The organism is Sphingomonas sp. SL1004 (assembly GCF_057815015.1).
Genome location: NZ_JBYMUX010000001.1, coordinates 1878101 through 1894523 on the forward strand (window position 1 = coordinate 1878101; position 16423 = coordinate 1894523).

The 16423-nt window shown below is 60.5% G+C and carries 13 protein-coding genes and 2 pseudogenes; 8 read left to right on the forward strand and 7 right to left on the reverse strand.

The window, feature by feature from the left end; all coding sequences use genetic code 11:
• Positions 1–138 precede the first annotated feature (138 nt).
• Together AC3D24_RS08480 and AC3D24_RS08485 are read right to left on the reverse strand one after the other, a co-directional pair.
• On the reverse strand, positions 139–510 hold the full coding sequence (locus AC3D24_RS08480) for a hypothetical protein (protein ID WP_489029789.1): 372 nt from the start codon (positions 508–510) through the stop codon (positions 139–141).
• A 38-nt stretch (positions 511–548) separates the two neighbouring features.
• Positions 549–1220, reverse strand: a complete 672-nt coding sequence (locus tag AC3D24_RS08485) for an SOS response-associated peptidase family protein (RefSeq protein WP_489029790.1) — start codon at positions 1218–1220, stop codon at positions 549–551.
• Between the two features lie 1069 nt (positions 1221–2289).
• Between AC3D24_RS08485 and AC3D24_RS08490 the strand changes: the two genes are divergently transcribed.
• Entirely contained in the window at positions 2290–2667 is a 378-nt protein-coding gene (locus tag AC3D24_RS08490; protein WP_489029791.1) for a hypothetical protein, read from the forward strand.
• Positions 2668–2704: 37 nt separating this feature from the next.
• On the opposite strand, the gene AC3D24_RS08495 is transcribed toward AC3D24_RS08490, so the two are convergent.
• Complete coding sequence (locus AC3D24_RS08495; protein WP_489029793.1) at positions 2705–2953, reverse strand: DUF6894 family protein; 249 nt, start codon at positions 2951–2953, stop codon at positions 2705–2707.
• A 201-nt stretch (positions 2954–3154) separates the two neighbouring features.
• A pseudogene (locus AC3D24_RS08500) lies at positions 3155–3370 on the reverse strand (IS110 family transposase); the annotation flags it as partial.
• Positions 3371–3686: 316 nt separating this feature from the next.
• On the opposite strand from AC3D24_RS08500, the gene AC3D24_RS08505 reads away from it, so the two are divergent.
• The 4 genes from AC3D24_RS08505 to AC3D24_RS08520 all read left to right on the forward strand — a co-directional run bounded on the left by AC3D24_RS08505 (position 3687) and on the right by AC3D24_RS08520 (position 7356).
• Positions 3687–4787 (forward strand): histidine kinase dimerization/phosphoacceptor domain -containing protein, encoded by a 1101-nt coding sequence (locus AC3D24_RS08505; protein ID WP_489029794.1) that lies wholly within the window; start codon positions 3687–3689, stop codon positions 4785–4787.
• Entirely contained in the window at positions 4787–5251 is a 465-nt protein-coding gene (locus AC3D24_RS08510) for a response regulator (protein WP_489029795.1), read from the forward strand. Before AC3D24_RS08505 ends, AC3D24_RS08510 begins: the two co-directional genes overlap by 1 nt.
• A gap of 259 nt (positions 5252–5510) precedes the next feature.
• Positions 5511–6860 (forward strand): PAS domain-containing protein, encoded by a 1350-nt coding sequence (locus tag AC3D24_RS08515; RefSeq protein WP_489029796.1) that lies wholly within the window; start codon positions 5511–5513, stop codon positions 6858–6860.
• A gap of 91 nt (positions 6861–6951) precedes the next feature.
• The gene (locus AC3D24_RS08520) at positions 6952–7356 is read left to right on the forward strand and encodes a response regulator (RefSeq protein ID WP_489029797.1); all 405 of its coding nucleotides are present in this window, start codon (positions 6952–6954) and stop codon (positions 7354–7356) included.
• Here AC3D24_RS08520 and AC3D24_RS08525 read toward each other — a convergent pair.
• Positions 7304–7510: a ComEA family DNA-binding protein gene (locus AC3D24_RS08525; protein ID WP_489029798.1), complete on the reverse strand. Its 207-nt coding sequence runs from the start codon at positions 7508–7510 to the stop codon at positions 7304–7306. The genes AC3D24_RS08520 and AC3D24_RS08525 overlap by 53 nt on opposite strands.
• A 222-nt stretch (positions 7511–7732) precedes the next feature.
• Here AC3D24_RS08525 and AC3D24_RS08530 point away from each other — a divergent pair, with 222 nt between their 5' ends.
• A complete protein-coding gene (locus tag AC3D24_RS08530; protein WP_489029799.1) occupies positions 7733–9172 on the forward strand; it encodes an aminotransferase class I/II-fold pyridoxal phosphate-dependent enzyme in 1440 nt (479 codons plus the stop codon).
• Between the two features lie 58 nt (positions 9173–9230).
• Positions 9231–9725 carry a nucleoside deaminase gene (locus tag AC3D24_RS08535; protein WP_489029800.1) on the forward strand — a complete coding sequence of 165 codons (495 nt, stop codon included), beginning with the start codon at positions 9231–9233 and terminating at the stop codon, positions 9723–9725.
• Between the two features lie 1051 nt (positions 9726–10776).
• On the opposite strand, the pseudogene AC3D24_RS08540 reads toward AC3D24_RS08535, so the two are convergent.
• Positions 10777–11795: pseudogene (locus AC3D24_RS08540) on the reverse strand (IS110 family RNA-guided transposase).
• Between the two features lie 392 nt (positions 11796–12187).
• A complete protein-coding gene (locus AC3D24_RS08545) occupies positions 12188–13135 on the reverse strand; it encodes a LysR family transcriptional regulator (RefSeq protein WP_489029801.1) in 948 nt (315 codons plus the stop codon).
• Between the two features lie 280 nt (positions 13136–13415).
• Here AC3D24_RS08545 and AC3D24_RS08550 point away from each other — a divergent pair, with 280 nt between their 5' ends.
• Complete coding sequence (locus tag AC3D24_RS08550; RefSeq protein ID WP_489029802.1) at positions 13416–16415, forward strand: TonB-dependent receptor domain-containing protein; 3000 nt, start codon at positions 13416–13418, stop codon at positions 16413–16415.
• Positions 16416–16423 lie beyond the last annotated feature (8 nt).

The following is a 16423-nucleotide window of genomic DNA, read 5'->3' on the forward strand; positions in this document are numbered from 1 at the left end:
AGCGAACATGGCCACAGAAAGAGCATCCGTCACGGAATGCATACTTGAAAGAATGCACGCCGTTTTAGAGGAACTGGACGCGCACTCGTATTCGCTCGCGGCGGCATATCTCGCGCAGGCGATCTCGGTTGTCGAAGATCAAGTAGCAGATGATCGCGAAAGCCGCGTCTGAAGGAACGACTGCGCGTCGATCATGCAGGCTTCAATCGCTGTGATACCCTTTGCGGTTAATCCGATGACGTCCGCTAAGTTTCCGCGCTGCCCTTCAATGACAAGGTCCAGGTCGCACAGCACGGTGATCCAGCGACGACCAGTGGGAACAGGGGCTTCAGCAATCGCAAGTACGTCGTTTACGGTAAGCTGGCGCCCATCTGCATCTGCCACGAAGAGCGCTAACAGGATATTCCAAGCGATCTCGGATAACACAGCTTCTGGTAAATGATCTGCTCGCATCTTACGCAACTCGAAGATGCTGCGCGCCAGTGCTCTTGCTTCGTCGTGCCTATCCACGGCATTTACCCCTGTCGTTTCGCTGACTCCTACCATGGTTAACGGATTATGCGTGACCGGCGTCGATAATCTTTCGTGTTGGAAACACGGGCCCCCCGTACCGTCATCCGGTCGGCCGGATATGGACGCTGCATCGCCAGTACGTCGTCATAGCTGCCGGTTAACCACCGCTCATGATCATCCGGTCGCAGGATCGTGATCATCGCCTTCGGGTGTATCGGCGCCACCAGCTCGTTCGCATCGCACGTCACCATCGCGAAGTAGCGCTGATCGCCGACCTGTCGCCAGAAACCCGCAATCGCGAACACGGGCTGGTCGGTCACTCCGAACCACATCTCCCCCCTGATCGGCTTCTTGCCGTCACCGAGATCGGTCGGTTCACGCGCCCATTCGCAGAACTCCCTCAGTGGAATCAGGCAGCGGTTGGCCGGATCGGTGACGAGTGACCGCCATTGAGGAAGGTGGAGGGTCCGAACATTGGTCTGCGCAACCTTACGTCCGGCGTGCTTCGCCTGGCCTGCCAGAACGTCCCATTCCATCACGTCGAGCCCGCGGCGGCCGTCTTGGTTCCGCACTACATAGGCACGGCCGAACGGACGTAGCTCCTTCGGGTCGAACCGGTTGTCCATCGGCTTATCGGCAAGCCATTCCGCACCGAACCGTTCTGTGATGGTTTCTGGCTCGCCGTCGAACCTTGCTCGATTACACATTGGAGAAGTTCACCCGACCGACAATGGCGCCGATCGCGACTACGAAGACGATGATCACCCAGCCTTCCCAGGTTCGCGGCGTCCAGCCAATGCCCACAACTTTGGGCTGAAACCATTCTCGGGGTGGTTCATGACGGCTCCATAGGAAGGGTGTTCTTCAATCACGGGAACAGGCGCTCGCTTCCAAAAGTCAGGTAAAATCTCTTTTGCTTACGACAACGGCCCAATCCGATGCCGCCCGGCTCGCCGACGTGCTGGTCACACTCGAAATTTTTCCAGCATACTCACCCGTCGCTTTCCACCGCCCTAATTCAATTTCCTCGACGTCCACTTCTGTGCGTTGCCCATGGACAAACACCTGCCGCTTCACGAGTCGCTCCTACCTCGGCCGAATTCGTCGCCTGCCAAAGGTAGCCCCGAGATTGGCGCTTGTCAGCGGTCGCTTACTCTGAGACCGCCACTTGCTACGCTGTCGGTAAAGGCCCGCCCTGACAAGGGAGAGAGGGCGAGCCGGCCAGTCAATTTCCGGGCACTTGGCGTCGCGTCAAAGCAGGAAACTCGAACCGGTTTCGCCGTAACGGCCCGCCTCATGTGGAGCCTTCATGGGGCGGGCCGACTGGCCATACCCCCCGGTTGGCCAGTGGCACCATTACGCCGGAACCAGCAGCGAGTTTCAAGCCAAAACGGCCCGCCTCAAACGGCAGGAGTATCGCGAGGCGGGCCGGCCGGGGATCGGTTGGCGATGACCCCGGCGCGGCATCAACGCGTCGAATCAATTCGGGTCCCCGCGAGTGGCGCGCCGCGTGAGCGGGGGACCGGATCGGCGCGCCAAGCGGACGCTCCAGTGAGGAGCATGCCGCTCCAACGAGCCCTGACACGCTAATTGGAGAATAGATAGACGACGGCATCAAAGCCGGCGACCGCCTCTGCGCGCCCTGCGCACGGGCTGGCGTCTCCGAACAAGTTCTTTGCGGCGAGTCGCCCGCTGTTTCGCCAGCGGCGTGCCGGCACGCTAGCTCTTCCGCTCCGGGTGGCAAGATCGTAGATTCAAGCTAGGAGACGAATGTCCATGCCAGCCATGACCGAAGACCTACTGCAAGGCGAATGGTTCTACCTCGAGGGAGATGAACCTCTCGATCGGATTAACTCCAAATATTACGCCCTGCACCGCGGTGACGTTAGGTGGAACGCGCCATGCGAGATTATTGGTCGATACGTCATCGAGGATGGGATCGCGGTGGTAACTTTCGCGCGGACAATCCCGTTCACCGTCACGATTACGCTTCAAAGCTCAGAGGGGGACGATGTCGACCATAGTGACTGGCTTAATGCCAACACGGTTTATACGATGCCAGATGGCGCGGATCCTCACCAAGTCCACGGGTCGTTCGTTCGTCGCATTGCTGACTTCCTAGGCGACGACGACGTGCGGAAGCGCTCCGGCTGAACATTGACGAGCTCATCACCTCCATTATCGGCATCGGCTACTTCGTATCGCCGGCAGCCGGCGCATTTGTAACGTAAGCAGTCAGCGTAAATAGCAGTAGGCCCGCGTCGTCGGTCACCTGGACGTTGAAGTCGTTTCCATCCCAGAGCACGCTCGGTTCCCCGTGCATAACCTGTCCGGCAAATATGATTGCGTGCTTCCGAGCTGCGCCGTGATCGCCCAGTTCCGTGCCCTCATCGTCGGCCTGTCGTAGAGCGCCTTCAGTGTGGAAAAAATACCGTGCCATCACAAAACCTCCTACTGAGCTGCAACGGACTTCTGACCGTGAAGTGCCGCCAATTGAGGCGTATCAACGCAATTTCGCGTTCTATCACGATCATGACACGAACGGAGGACGCCAGCAGGCTCGCGGACATCATGAAGGTAGACGACCAAGCCAAAATCGAGCTGTTCCAGGAGATCATGCCCATCGTGATGCAGTACCTGGCGGCAATCCTTCCGCGCTCAGGGCGTGGTAGAACCACACTGAGAGCGGTCCCGTCTCGAACACAACCCGCTCCGCCGCGGGGCCATACTTGCGGATCAGAGCGGCAATAGCCGCTGGGTCTGACAGGCATTTGCTACGACACACGCGCTTACCGCCGCGTCGGATCGAAACGGCTGTCTCTTTCAACGATACGTCGAGTCCAATATACTCACACATGGCTGCTCTCCGTCCGATGTATGGGCCCGGCTGCAAGTCGTGAGCCCGCACCTTAATTTACCGGGGAACAGCCACCCTCGAAACCATTGCTGACCGAAGTAGCTGCTTCCCGCGATTACCCCATGTTCGTTCATCTTTAGCCTGCACGAAATGTCGCCGATTTTTGAACTCAAAGAGGCTTTGTACGGGCAAGCCATGCCGCCAAATGGTCATGCCTCAGTGAGACGAACTCGATCTCTCAGCGGAACGGAAAACGATCAAAATGATTTAGTCTTGGCACGGAGTTCGGCTGGTCGGCACGCTCCACGGAGGCGTGATGAAGCAGCGGGACGATTGGCATCTGACGGAAGCGCTTGATTACGAGCACGGACGAGCGGACCCTTTTGCCGCGGCTGTTCGGGCTACCCGAATGCCTATGGTCATTACGGACCCCGCGCAGACCGATAACCCGATCGTCTTCTGCAACGAAGCCTTTCAAACGCTGTCGGGCTACGACCGAAGTGAAATCATCGGCCGTAACTGCCGCTTCCTGCAGGGTCCCGGCACCGACCGAGAGCAGGTGGCTAAAGTGCGTCAGGCAATCGACGCCCAGACCGACATTGCCGTGGACCTTCTAAACTATCGAAAGGATGGATCTGCGTTCTGGAACGCGTTGTACCTGAGCCCTGTACGCAATGACGCCGGCAAGGTTGTATTCTTCTTCGCCTCCCAGCTTGATGTTACTGACCGCGTCAAAGCGCAGACTATAATTTCAAAGCAAAGGTTATTGGTCGAACAGGAAGTCGAGGCGCGCACGTCAGACCTCGAGGCCGCGCTAGATGCGAAAACTCTGCTGCTTCACGAAGTCGACCATCGCGTAAAGAACAATCTTACGATGATCGGTTCGCTTCTGCGTTTGCAGGCGCGTAGCATATCAGACCCGGCCGTTTCATCAAAACTTGAAACCATGCTCGAACGGGTTGATGCGCTGGCGACAGTGCATCGCCGTCTTTATCAGTCGGACGACGTCACCCGGTTTGACGTCGGGGCGTTCACCGAAAATCTAATCAGCGACGTCGTTGGTACAAGCCGACGCGACGACATCAAGGTGGTTTCGAACATTTCGCAAACAGAGGTGCCGTCCAGTAAGGCGGCATCGCTTGGATTGATCCTCAACGAAATAGCGACCAACGCCATCAAACACGCATTTGCCGACGGACGAGCCGGTACAATTTCCGTCCGTACCGCCCTAGAAGGCAATAACGCCCTGATCGAAATCATCGACAATGGGCATGGGCTAGCCAACAATGACGTTCAGCCGGACGGCATTGGCAAAATGCTTATCTCGCGCCTCGCCACGCAAGTCAGGGCCGACGTCGTGTGGTCTGACGCCGCCCCCGGTGTTCGTGTATCTCTCTCATTCCCGGTGGACGATTAATGAATGTACGTGCCCAACCGCCGTTGAACGTGCTGATCGTCGAGGACGAAGCTCTTTTGGCGATGGATATCGAAGCGATGATCGAAGACGCCGGTCACCGTGTCGTCGGCGAGGCCGCGTCTCTCTACGAAGTTGAAGACCTGGCAGGCGATCTCCACCCGGACTTGGCTTTTGTCGACATACAGCTTGCGAAAGGCACCAGCGGCCTGGATGCCTGTGCGCTGATCCGGAAGCGATGGGCGGGCGCGATAGTCGTCTTCGTCACTGCAAACCCACTTAAGATCCCAGCCGACTTTGCCGGTGGCCATGGCGTCATACCCAAGCCCTTCTCCCGGAATGGTCTGATGTCCGCAATGCGCTACATTGAAGAGGGTGTCTGCGATCCGCCGCCCGTATCCCCGCAGCCGGCGAGCTTCATTGCAGCACCCGCGTTCGCCGCAGAGTGGTCCCAGACTAGCCGCTGATTTCCGGTGATAACCGACAATCGCATGGCCTCACGAGGTGGGACGACAGATGACAGAAGTTCTACAAAATTCCGATTACGTTGATCCATCAACGTCTTACCGCTAGGACGATCCTGCTTTGGACCGTCAGCCACTCCCGCCTTCGCCTATTCGACCGCACGATGCCTCAGGTGTCGTACGCGAGGCTGTCGACGCATTTGCGTCCCGCCTAAACGAGCATGACCCCTTCGTTGCGGCGTTCGATCACTGCATTACGCCGATGGTCGTCAGCGATCCAACGCTACCTGATAACCCGCTGGTTTACGTCAATCGTGCGTTCGAGGCTCTGACGGGGTTCTCGGCGGTCGAGGTCGTTGGCCGGAACTGCCGTTTCATGCAGGGACCGTTGACCGATCAGGCCGACGTCCGACGTATGAAGGATGCGGTCGCTAGCCGCGAGCCGATCGATATCGACCTCCTGAATCACCGTCGTGATGGCACGCCGTTCTGGAACCGCCTCATGGTCGCGCCCGTGCATGACGCGACTGGCAGCCTACGCTACTTCGTGGCATCCCAGCTCGATGTCACACTCGAGCGGCACGGGCTGTTGCAGTTGGAACGCGACCGCGACACTCTGAGTGCCGAGCTTGCGAAGCGCGAAGTTGCGCTAGCCGAACGAGAGGCCCGCCTGGCGCTTGCGCTCGATGCTGGCGGACTGGGCACTTGGACCATCGACTTGCCAGAATTGAAGCTTAGCTATTCGCCAAGCTGTCTTGCAAACTTTGGAAGGCCAGCCGGAGAAATATTATCTGCGGAAGGCTTGTTGGCTTGCGTGCACCCAGAGGATCGCGAACTCGTCAGATCTTCGCTGAACAGCGCTATCGAGCATGGCACGCGTTATAACGTCGAATACCGCATTCTAACGCCTGAAGGCGAGCAACGCTGGATCCATTCCCAAGGCTCGCTGCAGCGTCGCGCGGATGGCACACCGTTGGCGGTTTCGGGCTTTTCGAGCAATGTTTCAGCGCGCAAATTTGCCGAGGAGCAACGGTCGGTTCTGGCACATGAACTGACACACCGCGTGAAGAACACGCTTGCGACGGTCAGTGCCGTTGTCAGCCAGACGCTACGCGATGCGGCGTCTCTTGGTGAGGCTCGAGATGCGGTGTCGGGCCGCATCGCTAGCCTCGCGTCTGCGCACGAACTTCTGCTCAAGGATGAGATCGAAGGCGCGGCAATCGGTGAGATCGTCGAGCGGGTGTTGGCGCCGTTCATGGACAGCAACGGTCGACGGTTTTCCGCTGTCGGCCCGACGATACGGCTGACCCCGGAAGTGACACTTGCGTTGTCGATGGCGCTGCACGAGCTGGCGACCAATGCGATCAAATACGGAGCGCTCTCGGTACCGGAGGGGCAGGTGAGCATACGCTGGGACCTGAACGGCAATGCAACGGAACGCCGGCTTACCTTCTCCTGGGCGGAGCAGGATGGACCTATCGTTGCTATGCCAACACGTGTTGGATTTGGTACGCGAATGATTGAGCGCGTCCTGTCCCGCCACATCCGCGGCAAGGCGGAAATCCAATATCTGCCGGAAGGTGTTCGCTTCGCAATCGAAGCGCCGATCTGAGCTTTCGACCTTGTCTGACATTTATTAACCCCGTGGCGGGCCCATTGCGTGACCACATTGGTTGAGAGCTCAGCTTATCGGGATCTGTCATATGTGCCATGTGCTCGTCATCGAGGATGATTTCCTCATCGCCGATCACATCATCCAGCTGATCGAGCGGGCTGGCGGGACATCCTTTGATCAGGCTGCCTCGCAAGATGAGGCAATCGATGCCGCGAGATTGAGGCCTCCCTCCATCATCATGTCCGACGTCAATCTTTCAGCCGGTACCGGCCCTGCCGCGGTGGAAGCCATCATCTTGGAGCATGGGCCGACGCCCGTGATCTTCGTGACTGGCACGCGCGAAGCATGCCATGTAAGTCGGCCATCGATGATCGTTCTCGACAAACCGATCAACGAACAGGCTCTTATCGCGGCGTTCCAAAGTCTGGCGCCTGCCTGGGTCAGCGATCGCCGACGGTCAGTGAGGCAGTCGCCCCATCGGCCTTACCTGTAAGACCGGGTATTTCATCAAGTTGTCTCAGGTCACTGAACCCGCCACGTTCCTCACGATAGCGGACGATCTCGAACCCGTGCCCCGCTAGCGCCGGGATGGCGTCCAACTCCGCCGCACTCGCTGCGTTGACGTTAATTGGCACCTCGTTCGTCATAGCTCTTCCTCTTTCGTACCCTTGGTGAGTGAATGTTGGAAAATGGCTTTGTTATCAATGCGCCCTAGACAGATAGGCGGACGGTTTGATCCACGTCCGCCTTCGACGGATAACTGCTTGTTTGGTAAAGAAGATCAATCATTGTGACGAGGCTTTCCAGCATTCGTGCGTTTCACCCACTCGATCAGGAGAGGGTTCGGCATGGATCAGAAGAGTGCGCCGTTGGCCGATGCGCTGGCTGCGATCGAGAAGAGGCCAGTCATCGGATTTGGAGCGCCGGCCCACAACCAGGGTGCAGCCATTCCTGGCGGGATGAAGGCACTGCTCGGCAAGCGCGTTTTTAAAGCCGACGTGCTGACGCCGAAGGGACTCGACGACCGTACCGAAGGCAAGCTGGCCCTTCAACGTGCGCACGAGATCGCGGCGGAGGCCTGGAATGCCGACTTCTGCCGGTTTGTAACCGGCGGATCCACCCAGAGTCTTCACACGGTTATGGCCTCGGTCGCCGGACCAGGTGACACCATTTTGGTCGCGGCGAATGCCCACAAGGCCGAGCGTACCTACGCGCTCGCGACGGGGCTCAATGCCGCCATCGTGCCGGTCCAGATCGACGGGGAATGGGACATTGAGCATGGTGTTGAGCCGCAGGCGCTGAACGCCGCCTTGGCGGCCAATCCAACCGCCAAGGCGTTCATCGTCGTCAGCCCAACCTATTACGGCGTGACGAGCGATATCGCGGCACTCGCCACAGTCTGTCACGATCACGGTATTCCCATGATCGTCGATGCCGCCTGGGGTGGTGCGTTCGCATTTTGTGAAGGACTGCCGGACGATCCGCTGACCAAGGGGGCGGACGCTGCCGTCTACAGCGCCCATAAGACGATGGGGGCCCTCGCGCAGGGATCGGTGATCGTCGCCAAGGGCGACCTGATCGATCGCCAGCGGTTGTGGATGGCCTATGAGCTGTTCGAGACCACCAGCCCATCGGTACCGATCCTAGCAACGCTCGACGCGACCCGGCGAGATCACGCGTTGAACGGGGAGCAGATGTGGAACGGCGTCATTGCGCTGGCGGATACGGTCCGCAGAAAGATTGCCGGTATCGCCCCGTTGCGAGTGTTTGGTTGCGATCATTTGCCGCCCGATGCCGATCTGGACGTCACCAAGGTGCTGATCGACGTCTCGGCGCTGGGCGTATCGGGGTATGCTATCGATGACTGGCTCTACAAGCATCACCGGATCAGTATGGGGCTATCCGACGCCCGGCATATCCTGGCCGTTCTGTCGCTGGGCACAACCAGGTCCGATCTCCGCAAGCTCGTCCGTGGCTTGCAGGATCTCGTGAATCAGCTCGGTTCCGATCCCTCCATCCTGCCGGCAATCTCGCCTGTGCCCGGGATCGGCACCCTGTCCGTCGACATGGCGATGCCCGGGCCTGCGGCACTCTACGGCCCAGCCGTGATGGTGGCCTACGAGGCGGCTGAGGGAGGGATCGCAGCGGAGATGATCGCGCCCGCACCGCCCGGCGTCCCTCGACTGGTGCCGGGCCAGCGCATCACTGCTGCACACGTCGCATGGCTTGTCGCGAACCGTGATGCCGGGGCTTTCGTGATGGATCCGGTCGATCCCACAGAAGCGACCGTCAGGGTGGTTCAGAGCTGACGCAGCAATCGGATCGCCACGCCAAATCTAACAGCAACTGCAATTAGGTGAACACGCAATGCAGACCGATACCGACGAACACTGGATGCAAATGGCGATAGACGTCGCGCGCTCCAAAGGGTCCGATCCCTCAACCTCCCCGCTTGGATGCGTCATCGTGCTAGAAGGAAAGGTGATTGCCGCCGAACGAAATCAGACCAAGAAATTGCCTGACGCAACCGCTCATGCCGAGATGATGGCGATCCGTCGGGCTTGTGAGCAAACCGGAGAACTGGAGCTGCGCGGGGCAACGCTATACTCGACGCTGCAGCCGTGCGGCATGTGCACGATGGCATCGATCTGGTCGAAAGTCGGCCGCGTCGTTTACGGTGCTGGTCGCAGCGATGTGCATCCGATGTATTTCGAGGCAAAGCACGTCGACACCCTCGGCTTCATTGGGGACGCCTATCGGGACGATATCGAGATCGAGGGCGGCTGCCTGCGCAAAGCGTGCGCTGAACTCTATTACGGTCCCGATGCTGAGTTAAACGGAGAGGAACAAGCCAACCTATAAGCACGAAGCATGTCATAGGCGTCGGTTGTTTGCGGCTATCAGCGCTAGGGTAACGCAAAGCCCCCCCGCGGCAGCCGCGACGAGTAGAGTCAGGAAGTGGCGCGGTATCGTGCGGTTCGCCTGTGGGGCACAAGACGACCCGTTTCCGCTCCCTGCTCATCGAACCGGATATGCGGATCTCTCTGCATCCGGCTCTCGGAAAAGCATCACGCCTTCGCCCACGGCGCCCCCCGACCAATCTGGGTAAGCCGCACAAGCCCGTATTGTGGCAATCGGCGTCCAAAAAGGACCCCCTATCGGCGTCCAAAAGAGACGCCCCTTCCCTCCACCGACATTACTCGGTTTCCACGGTACTACGGGCCTCTCCGCCACCCCATCGCGCCCGTCCCATCCCTCACAGGCGTCCGGTTGCTTATCCCTGAGCACGTCATGGGGCCTCCCGTGTTGCGTGCGCTTTCGTTGTGTACATGCTGCCGCCATTACCCCGGTGCAGCAGACGAGCTGCAAACGTCGCTCAAACTCGCCAGTCTGTATCAGCCTTCCCCGAAATGGGTGTCGGGGCGGCCTGCACATCGTCCTTTTCGAGGCTTGCTCAGCGTTCACTCACGTTGCGGCCTGCACACTCGCACGGTCACCTACGTGATTGTCATCCAGGAGCTTCAAACACTTCGTTACCTCCATGCCTGCCCCGGCTGCTTCCGGCTGAAGCTCTTAGCCGGGTGGGACTCGCACCCACTAAAAAACGCCGCCTTTGCACGGCGCACCCCATTTTGAGACACTCGTGGCCGCCAGCGCCTTCCCCACCTTCGGACGTTCGTCGACTAATCGCGTTGGTTGCAAGGGGTTTCTGAGAGGCCGTTGCCGGGAGCATGGTCGTCTTCGCAATCGACATATGCCGCCGCATGATGGGGCTTCGCGGGCAACCCTTCCAAGGTTCAGCACGCACTTCATTGCCATGAAGGCATAGGTGCAACGAAATTCGCGGAATGGATCAGCCTACGTCCCGGCAGGACGTCTCGTGGCGCCGTGCGACGCGGACGAGCTCGGGAACTCAAGCCGCGGCGGGTTTCTCCCTGAACGGTTCGCCGGTGATCAGCATACTGTGCATGATGACCGCGAGCTTGCGAGCGACTGCGACCGTGGCGCGTTGAAACCAAGCCGTTCCCGTAGCTGCAGCCCCCATTTGTGCAGATCGCATTCGGATCGGCTGCGCGTGAGGAGGACTGTGGCGGCCTCGTAAGGCAGCCCGCAGGTGGCTGCAGCCGCGCCTGGAGATGTGCCCGTCATAAACGATCTCGCTAGACTGATAGCGCCGGGTCGTCAGTCCGACGAACGCTCCCACCGATCTCGAATGCTTGAAATTGGCGGGCTCCTCGATTGCACTCACGAACGACGTAGCGGTCACGACACCGACACCGGGATCGACATCAGAAGCTGACAGGCGGCGCTACCACGTGCGTCCGCGAGAAGCTTGCGTCCAAGCTCTGCGGCGCGGAGGCGAACGGCGTGCCAAGCTTCAAGCAGCGGACGGATGATCTGGCCCAGATCTCTATTGTCGGAAAGCAGCGCATGAACATAATGTTCGAACTTGCTACCCATCGCAGCGGGAACGACGAGACCAAACGTCTTCATCAGGCCCCGTATCTGGTTCGACAGCTCCGTGCCAATCCGCACGAGGCGATTTCGTACCGCTACCAGCGTGCGCGTGAGCATGCTGTCGAAGCTCTTGACTCGCACTTCCTTATAGAACCCGACCTCAGCCAGATGCGCCAGTCCGTCGACATCGTTGGCATCGGTCTTGTTCGCTGCCATGTCGAGAGCGGCTTTGGCATGGCGTGCGTCGATACAGATCGCCGGCACCCCCTCGGCCGCCAGCGCGTAAAAAAACCAGACCGAAAGCGAGCCAGTCTCGAATACTACCCGCTTGGGTGCCGGCGCATGCTTGCGGATCAATGCCGCCAGAAGCTGTGGATCCGAGGGACACTTACCACGCCAAACACGCTTGCCGTCACGCCGAATGGATACGGCAGTCTCTTTCAAAGAAACGTCTAGTCCGATATACTCGTCCATGGCTGTTCTCCATCAGATGCTTGAGCCCGGCTTCCGGTCGTGAGCCCGTACTTCCATCTTACCGGGGAACAGCCGCCAGCATCCATCATGAACGCTAAGGCTTCGCTCCGGCGATTACCCCATGTTCAGCTTTTTGCGGCATCAAATGAGACGCGTTACTTTTGTCCTTCAGTCGCTAGGTTCATCTGGAGTGTACCTTAAAAGCACCAAGCGTTTTCTGTCATTTTTTACCCAAAATGTCATGTCGCGGTTTAACGACAACCGACTTGTGGACTTAATATTCTAAAGTTCGTGCTTTCGACGACACCCGTTTCGGACGACTTGCTCACATCGCGCTAACCCAGAGATGGCCGTTGAGCTTCCTCCCCGACGCTCCTGACGCTTATTCATATTTAGGATCGAAGGTCCGTATGGTCATCTCTCGTTCGCAAAGCTCCCAAAATGTCGCGAGCGACTGCGACACCAGAACGATGCTCGTCGTGAAGCTGACTGCGATACATCAGCATTACCTTACGCTTGATCGCAGGGCGGAATAATGGGACTAGACTAACCTCGTTACTGCGACTGCCTTGCGTGTAGAGCCGTGGCATGATCCCAACTGCCAGGCCGCTGCGCACCAAGCCGTAGAGGGACTCGACCTGATCGACGCGGTATCTGGGCGATGGCGCAAGCCCGCTGTCGTGGAGCACCGCGGTTGCCAACTCGCCGATGCTGCCCCCGGCGAAATGAATGATCTCGCTTCCGCCGAGCGCACTCCAGGGTTGCTCGGTCTCGCCCGCCAGAGGATGGCCCTTGGCGACTACCAGCAACAGTTCGTCCTCCACGACGAGATGGGTCTCCAAGCCGTCGAGATTACCCGACGCCACGCCGACGATCATGTCGTAGACGCCGGTACGCAGGCCTTCCAGCAGCTCGTCGCTGCGCCCGTCGGCGATGTGAACGATGGTGTCCGGCCGGGTTTCGCAGATCGTCGCTACCGCCTGCGCCACCATCGCCACCGCCGACGGCATCACGCCGAGCCGCACGGTCGTTCGTTCGCGCACGATGACCGCATGCATGTCGACGAACGCGTTGTACGCGGTGGTCAGCAGTCGCTCGGCATGTGGCATCAAGAGGCGCCCCTGCTCTGTCAGCGCGACCTTGTGAGTCGTCCTGTGGAACAATGTTATGTCGAGGCGCTGCTCGAGCTGGCGGATCGTCGCGCTGAGCGCGGGCTGCGATACCGACAGCTCCTCCGCCGCGCGGCTGAAATTGCCGGTACGCGCGACCGTCACGAGGCAGCGTATCTGGCGCAGCGAGATCATCCGCAGGTTTGCCGCGGTGGTATCGGATCTGGCCATACTCACTCCACCTCGAAAAGTGTGGTTATAACCAAATGTTATGAGCAGATAGGATCAAAATCATTCCGATTGGGTGATGGCCGTCATAATCTTGAAGCGTTCGCCAATTGCCCCTTGAGAGCGCGGTGGTGAATGGGGGGATGACACCGGTCGCGCCAAGCGACGGCATCGGGTTCGCGCAGGAAACGCCTCCGCCGTGGAGTGGGAAAGCCCGCCCCGGCCCTATGACATTCACGCGTCGGGGCCCGAGTTCCCCCGCGCGGCGCAAAGGGGACTTGCCATGGTCAACGCTATTGTATCGCCACGCCTGCCTGTGATTAGCCGCGGCCTGTCTCCCGCATCGCCGATGGCGCTCGCGGTCGCGCTCTGCTGGATCTCGCCGGCAGCCGCGCAGGACATTCCCGCGCAGAGCGACGTCGAGACCCCCGCAACTACAACCGCGCCAAGCGACGACGCAATCGTCGTTACCGGATCGCGCATCCGCAGCCCGAACGCGACCAGCGTCAGCCCGATCAACTCGGTCAGCGGCGCCGAGATCCAGCAGCGCGGCGCGACCCGCGTCGAAGACCTGATCAACTCGCTGCCTCAGGCCTTTGCCGACCAGGGCGGTGGCAACCGCGGCGGCACGGTCGGCGCCAGCGGCACGGCGACGGTCAACCTTCGCAACCTCGGCAATCAGCGCACGCTGGTATTGATCGACGGCCGCCGCCTGATGCAGGGCGACCCCGCCCGCTCGGCGGCTCAAGCTGCCGATATCAACAACGTTCCCGCCGCGCTGATCGACCGGATCGACATCGTGACCGGCGGCGCCTCGGCGGTCTACGGCTCGGACGCGCTGGCGGGCGTCGTCAACTTCGTGATGAAGCGCAACTTCGACGGCGTACAGCTCGACGCGCAGGGCGGGCTGTTCACGCACAGCAACCACAACGCAATCCGCTCGGTCGCGACCGCCGCCAACCAGAAGCCGTACACCGGCGACAATGCCGATGGCGGCCAGCAGAGCCTGTCACTGACGTTCGGCAAGAACTTCGCGGAAGGGCGCGGCAACGTGACCGCGTTCGTCGGCTATCGCAACATCGAGGGCGTCGGCACCAACGAGCGCGATTTCTCGACCTGCAACCTGACCGCGGCCGCCGCCGGCTATAGCTGCACGCTGTCGAGCGCCACCAACCCGGCGCAGTTCCAGCTGACCAACCCGACCACCGGCGCGGTGCGCGGCAGCTACACGGTCGATCCGACGACGGGCAATTCGCTGCGCACGTATCGATCGAGCGACGGGTTCAACAACGGCAACACCTACGACCTGCAATCGCCGGACAAGCGCTACAATGCCGACCTGTTCGCGCATTACAAATTCTCGGACGCCGCCGAAGTCTACGGCGAATTCATGTACATGCGCGACGAGGCCGACATCAAATTGTCGCCGACCGCGACCTTCTCGGTGCCGTACAGCGTCAACTGCTCCAACCCCTATCTGTCCACGCAGGAGCGCAACCTGATCTGCACGTCGGTCGGCCTGACCAACGCGCAGAACGCGACGGTGATCGTGTCGCAGCGCAACGCCCAGGGTGGATCGCGCCACGACTATACCAATCACAGCTCGTATCGCGCCGTTGGCGGCGTCCGCGGCGACATCGCGTCCAACTGGCATTACGATGTGTACGGCCAATATGGTCGCACGGATTACGACTCGCGCCTGACCGGCGACTATTCGCTCGCCAAGTTCGGCAAGGCGTTGCGCGCCGTTACCAATGCGAGCGGCCAGATCGTCTGCGAATCCGCGGCGAACGGCACCGATCCGGCTTGCGTGCCGATCGACATCTTTCAGAGCGGCGGGGTCACCTCGGCGGCGCTGGGCTACGTCCAGAACGTCGTCCGCCGCACCGGCTACACCGAGGAGGCGATCGCCAGCGGATCGATCACCGGCGATCTCGGCATCACCAGCCCGTTCGCGGGCCACAGCATCGGCGTCGCAATCGGCGCGGAATATCGCCACGAGAAGATCAGCTTCACCCCCGACACCTATTACAGCAGCCGCGACGTCGCCGGGAACTCGGGCGGCGAATATCCGATCAACGGGTCGTTCGACGTCAAGGAAGTATACGGCGAAGTCCGCGTGCCGCTGATCGAGGACAAATGGTTCGCGAAGAGCCTGAACGTCGAAGGCGGCGTCCGCTATTCGAGCTACAGCACTGCGGGCGACACGGTCGCGTTCAAGGCCGGCGGCGATTGGGCACCGATCGGTGCGGTGCGCGTCCGTGGCAGCTTCCAGCGTGCCGTCCGCGCCCCGAACCTGGTCGAGCTGTTCGGCCCGCAGCGCCAGGTGACCGCGAGCATCTCCGATCCGTGCGAAGGCACAGCCCCGCGCGCGACCCGGGCACAATGCGCGCAGACAGGCGTGACCGCGAACCAATATGGCCTGATCGCGCCGGCGGCAGGGCAGCAGTCCGGCGCGCTGGTCGGCGGCAATGCCAATCTCGATCCGGAAACCTCGAACACCAAGTCGTTCGGCGTACAGCTCGCGCCACGTTTCCTGCGCGGGATCACCGCTACGGTCGATTACTTCAACATCGATGTGAAGAAGCTTATCACCACGGTGCCGGCCGGGATCACGCTCAGCCAGTGCATCAACACCGGCGTGTTCTGCGACCAGATCCTGCGCAATCCGGCGACCGGATCGCTGGTCACGGGCGGTTATATCGTCACCACCAGCGTCAATGCGGGCTATCTGAAGACCACCGGCGTCGACCTGTCGCTGACCGCGAACCAAGATCTCGGCGACCTGTTCGGCGGAAATCCAGGCCGAATCTCGTTCAACTTCTCGGGCACGCGCACCAACAAGTACGAGACGCAGATCCTGCCGGGCTCGGCGCCGTACCGCTGCGACGGCTATTTCGGGGTGACGTGCGGCCAGCCGATCCCGCGCTGGCGTCACCGCCTGCTCGCCACCTACACGATGCCCGACGGTGCCTCGATCTCGGCGACGTGGCGCCACATCGGCGCGACACGCAACGACAAGTCGAGTACGGCCACCTATCTCGCCGCCGCGTACCAGGCATACGACGCGAAGATCCCGACGGTCGACTATCTCGATCTGGCCGCGGCGGTCGCGATCGCCAAAAGCTATACGTTCCGGGTCGGCATGAACAACGTGTTCGACAAGGATCCGCCGCTGACCGCCAGCACGGGCGCCGGGCAGACCGCGAACGGGGCGTTCTATTCGGGCGTGTACGACGCGCTGGGCCGCTATGTCTTCGCCGGCGTCAGCGCACGCTTCTGAACGGAAAG

Bases quoted from the DNA above. Each gene is read 5' to 3' on its own strand.
- AC3D24_RS08490 (WP_489029791.1), top strand. From the start codon at position 2,290: ATGCCAGCCATGACCGAAGACCTACTGCAAGGCGAATGGTTCTACCTC.
- AC3D24_RS08495 (WP_489029793.1), bottom strand. From the start codon at position 2,953: ATGGCACGGTATTTTTTCCACACTGAAGGCGCTCTACGACAGGCCGAC.
- AC3D24_RS08545 (WP_489029801.1), bottom strand. From the start codon at position 13,135: ATGGCCAGATCCGATACCACCGCGGCAAACCTGCGGATGATCTCGCTG.
- AC3D24_RS08550 (WP_489029802.1), top strand. From the start codon at position 13,416: ATGGTCAACGCTATTGTATCGCCACGCCTGCCTGTGATTAGCCGCGGC.
- AC3D24_RS08535 (WP_489029800.1), top strand. From the start codon at position 9,231: ATGCAGACCGATACCGACGAACACTGGATGCAAATGGCGATAGACGTC.
- AC3D24_RS08520 (WP_489029797.1), top strand. From the start codon at position 6,952: ATGTGCCATGTGCTCGTCATCGAGGATGATTTCCTCATCGCCGATCAC.
- AC3D24_RS08510 (WP_489029795.1), top strand. From the start codon at position 4,787: ATGAATGTACGTGCCCAACCGCCGTTGAACGTGCTGATCGTCGAGGAC.
- AC3D24_RS08515 (WP_489029796.1), top strand. From the start codon at position 5,511: ATGGTCGTCAGCGATCCAACGCTACCTGATAACCCGCTGGTTTACGTC.
- AC3D24_RS08525 (WP_489029798.1), bottom strand. From the start codon at position 7,510: ATGACGAACGAGGTGCCAATTAACGTCAACGCAGCGAGTGCGGCGGAG.
- AC3D24_RS08485 (WP_489029790.1), bottom strand. From the start codon at position 1,220: ATGTGTAATCGAGCAAGGTTCGACGGCGAGCCAGAAACCATCACAGAA.
- AC3D24_RS08505 (WP_489029794.1), top strand. From the start codon at position 3,687: ATGAAGCAGCGGGACGATTGGCATCTGACGGAAGCGCTTGATTACGAG.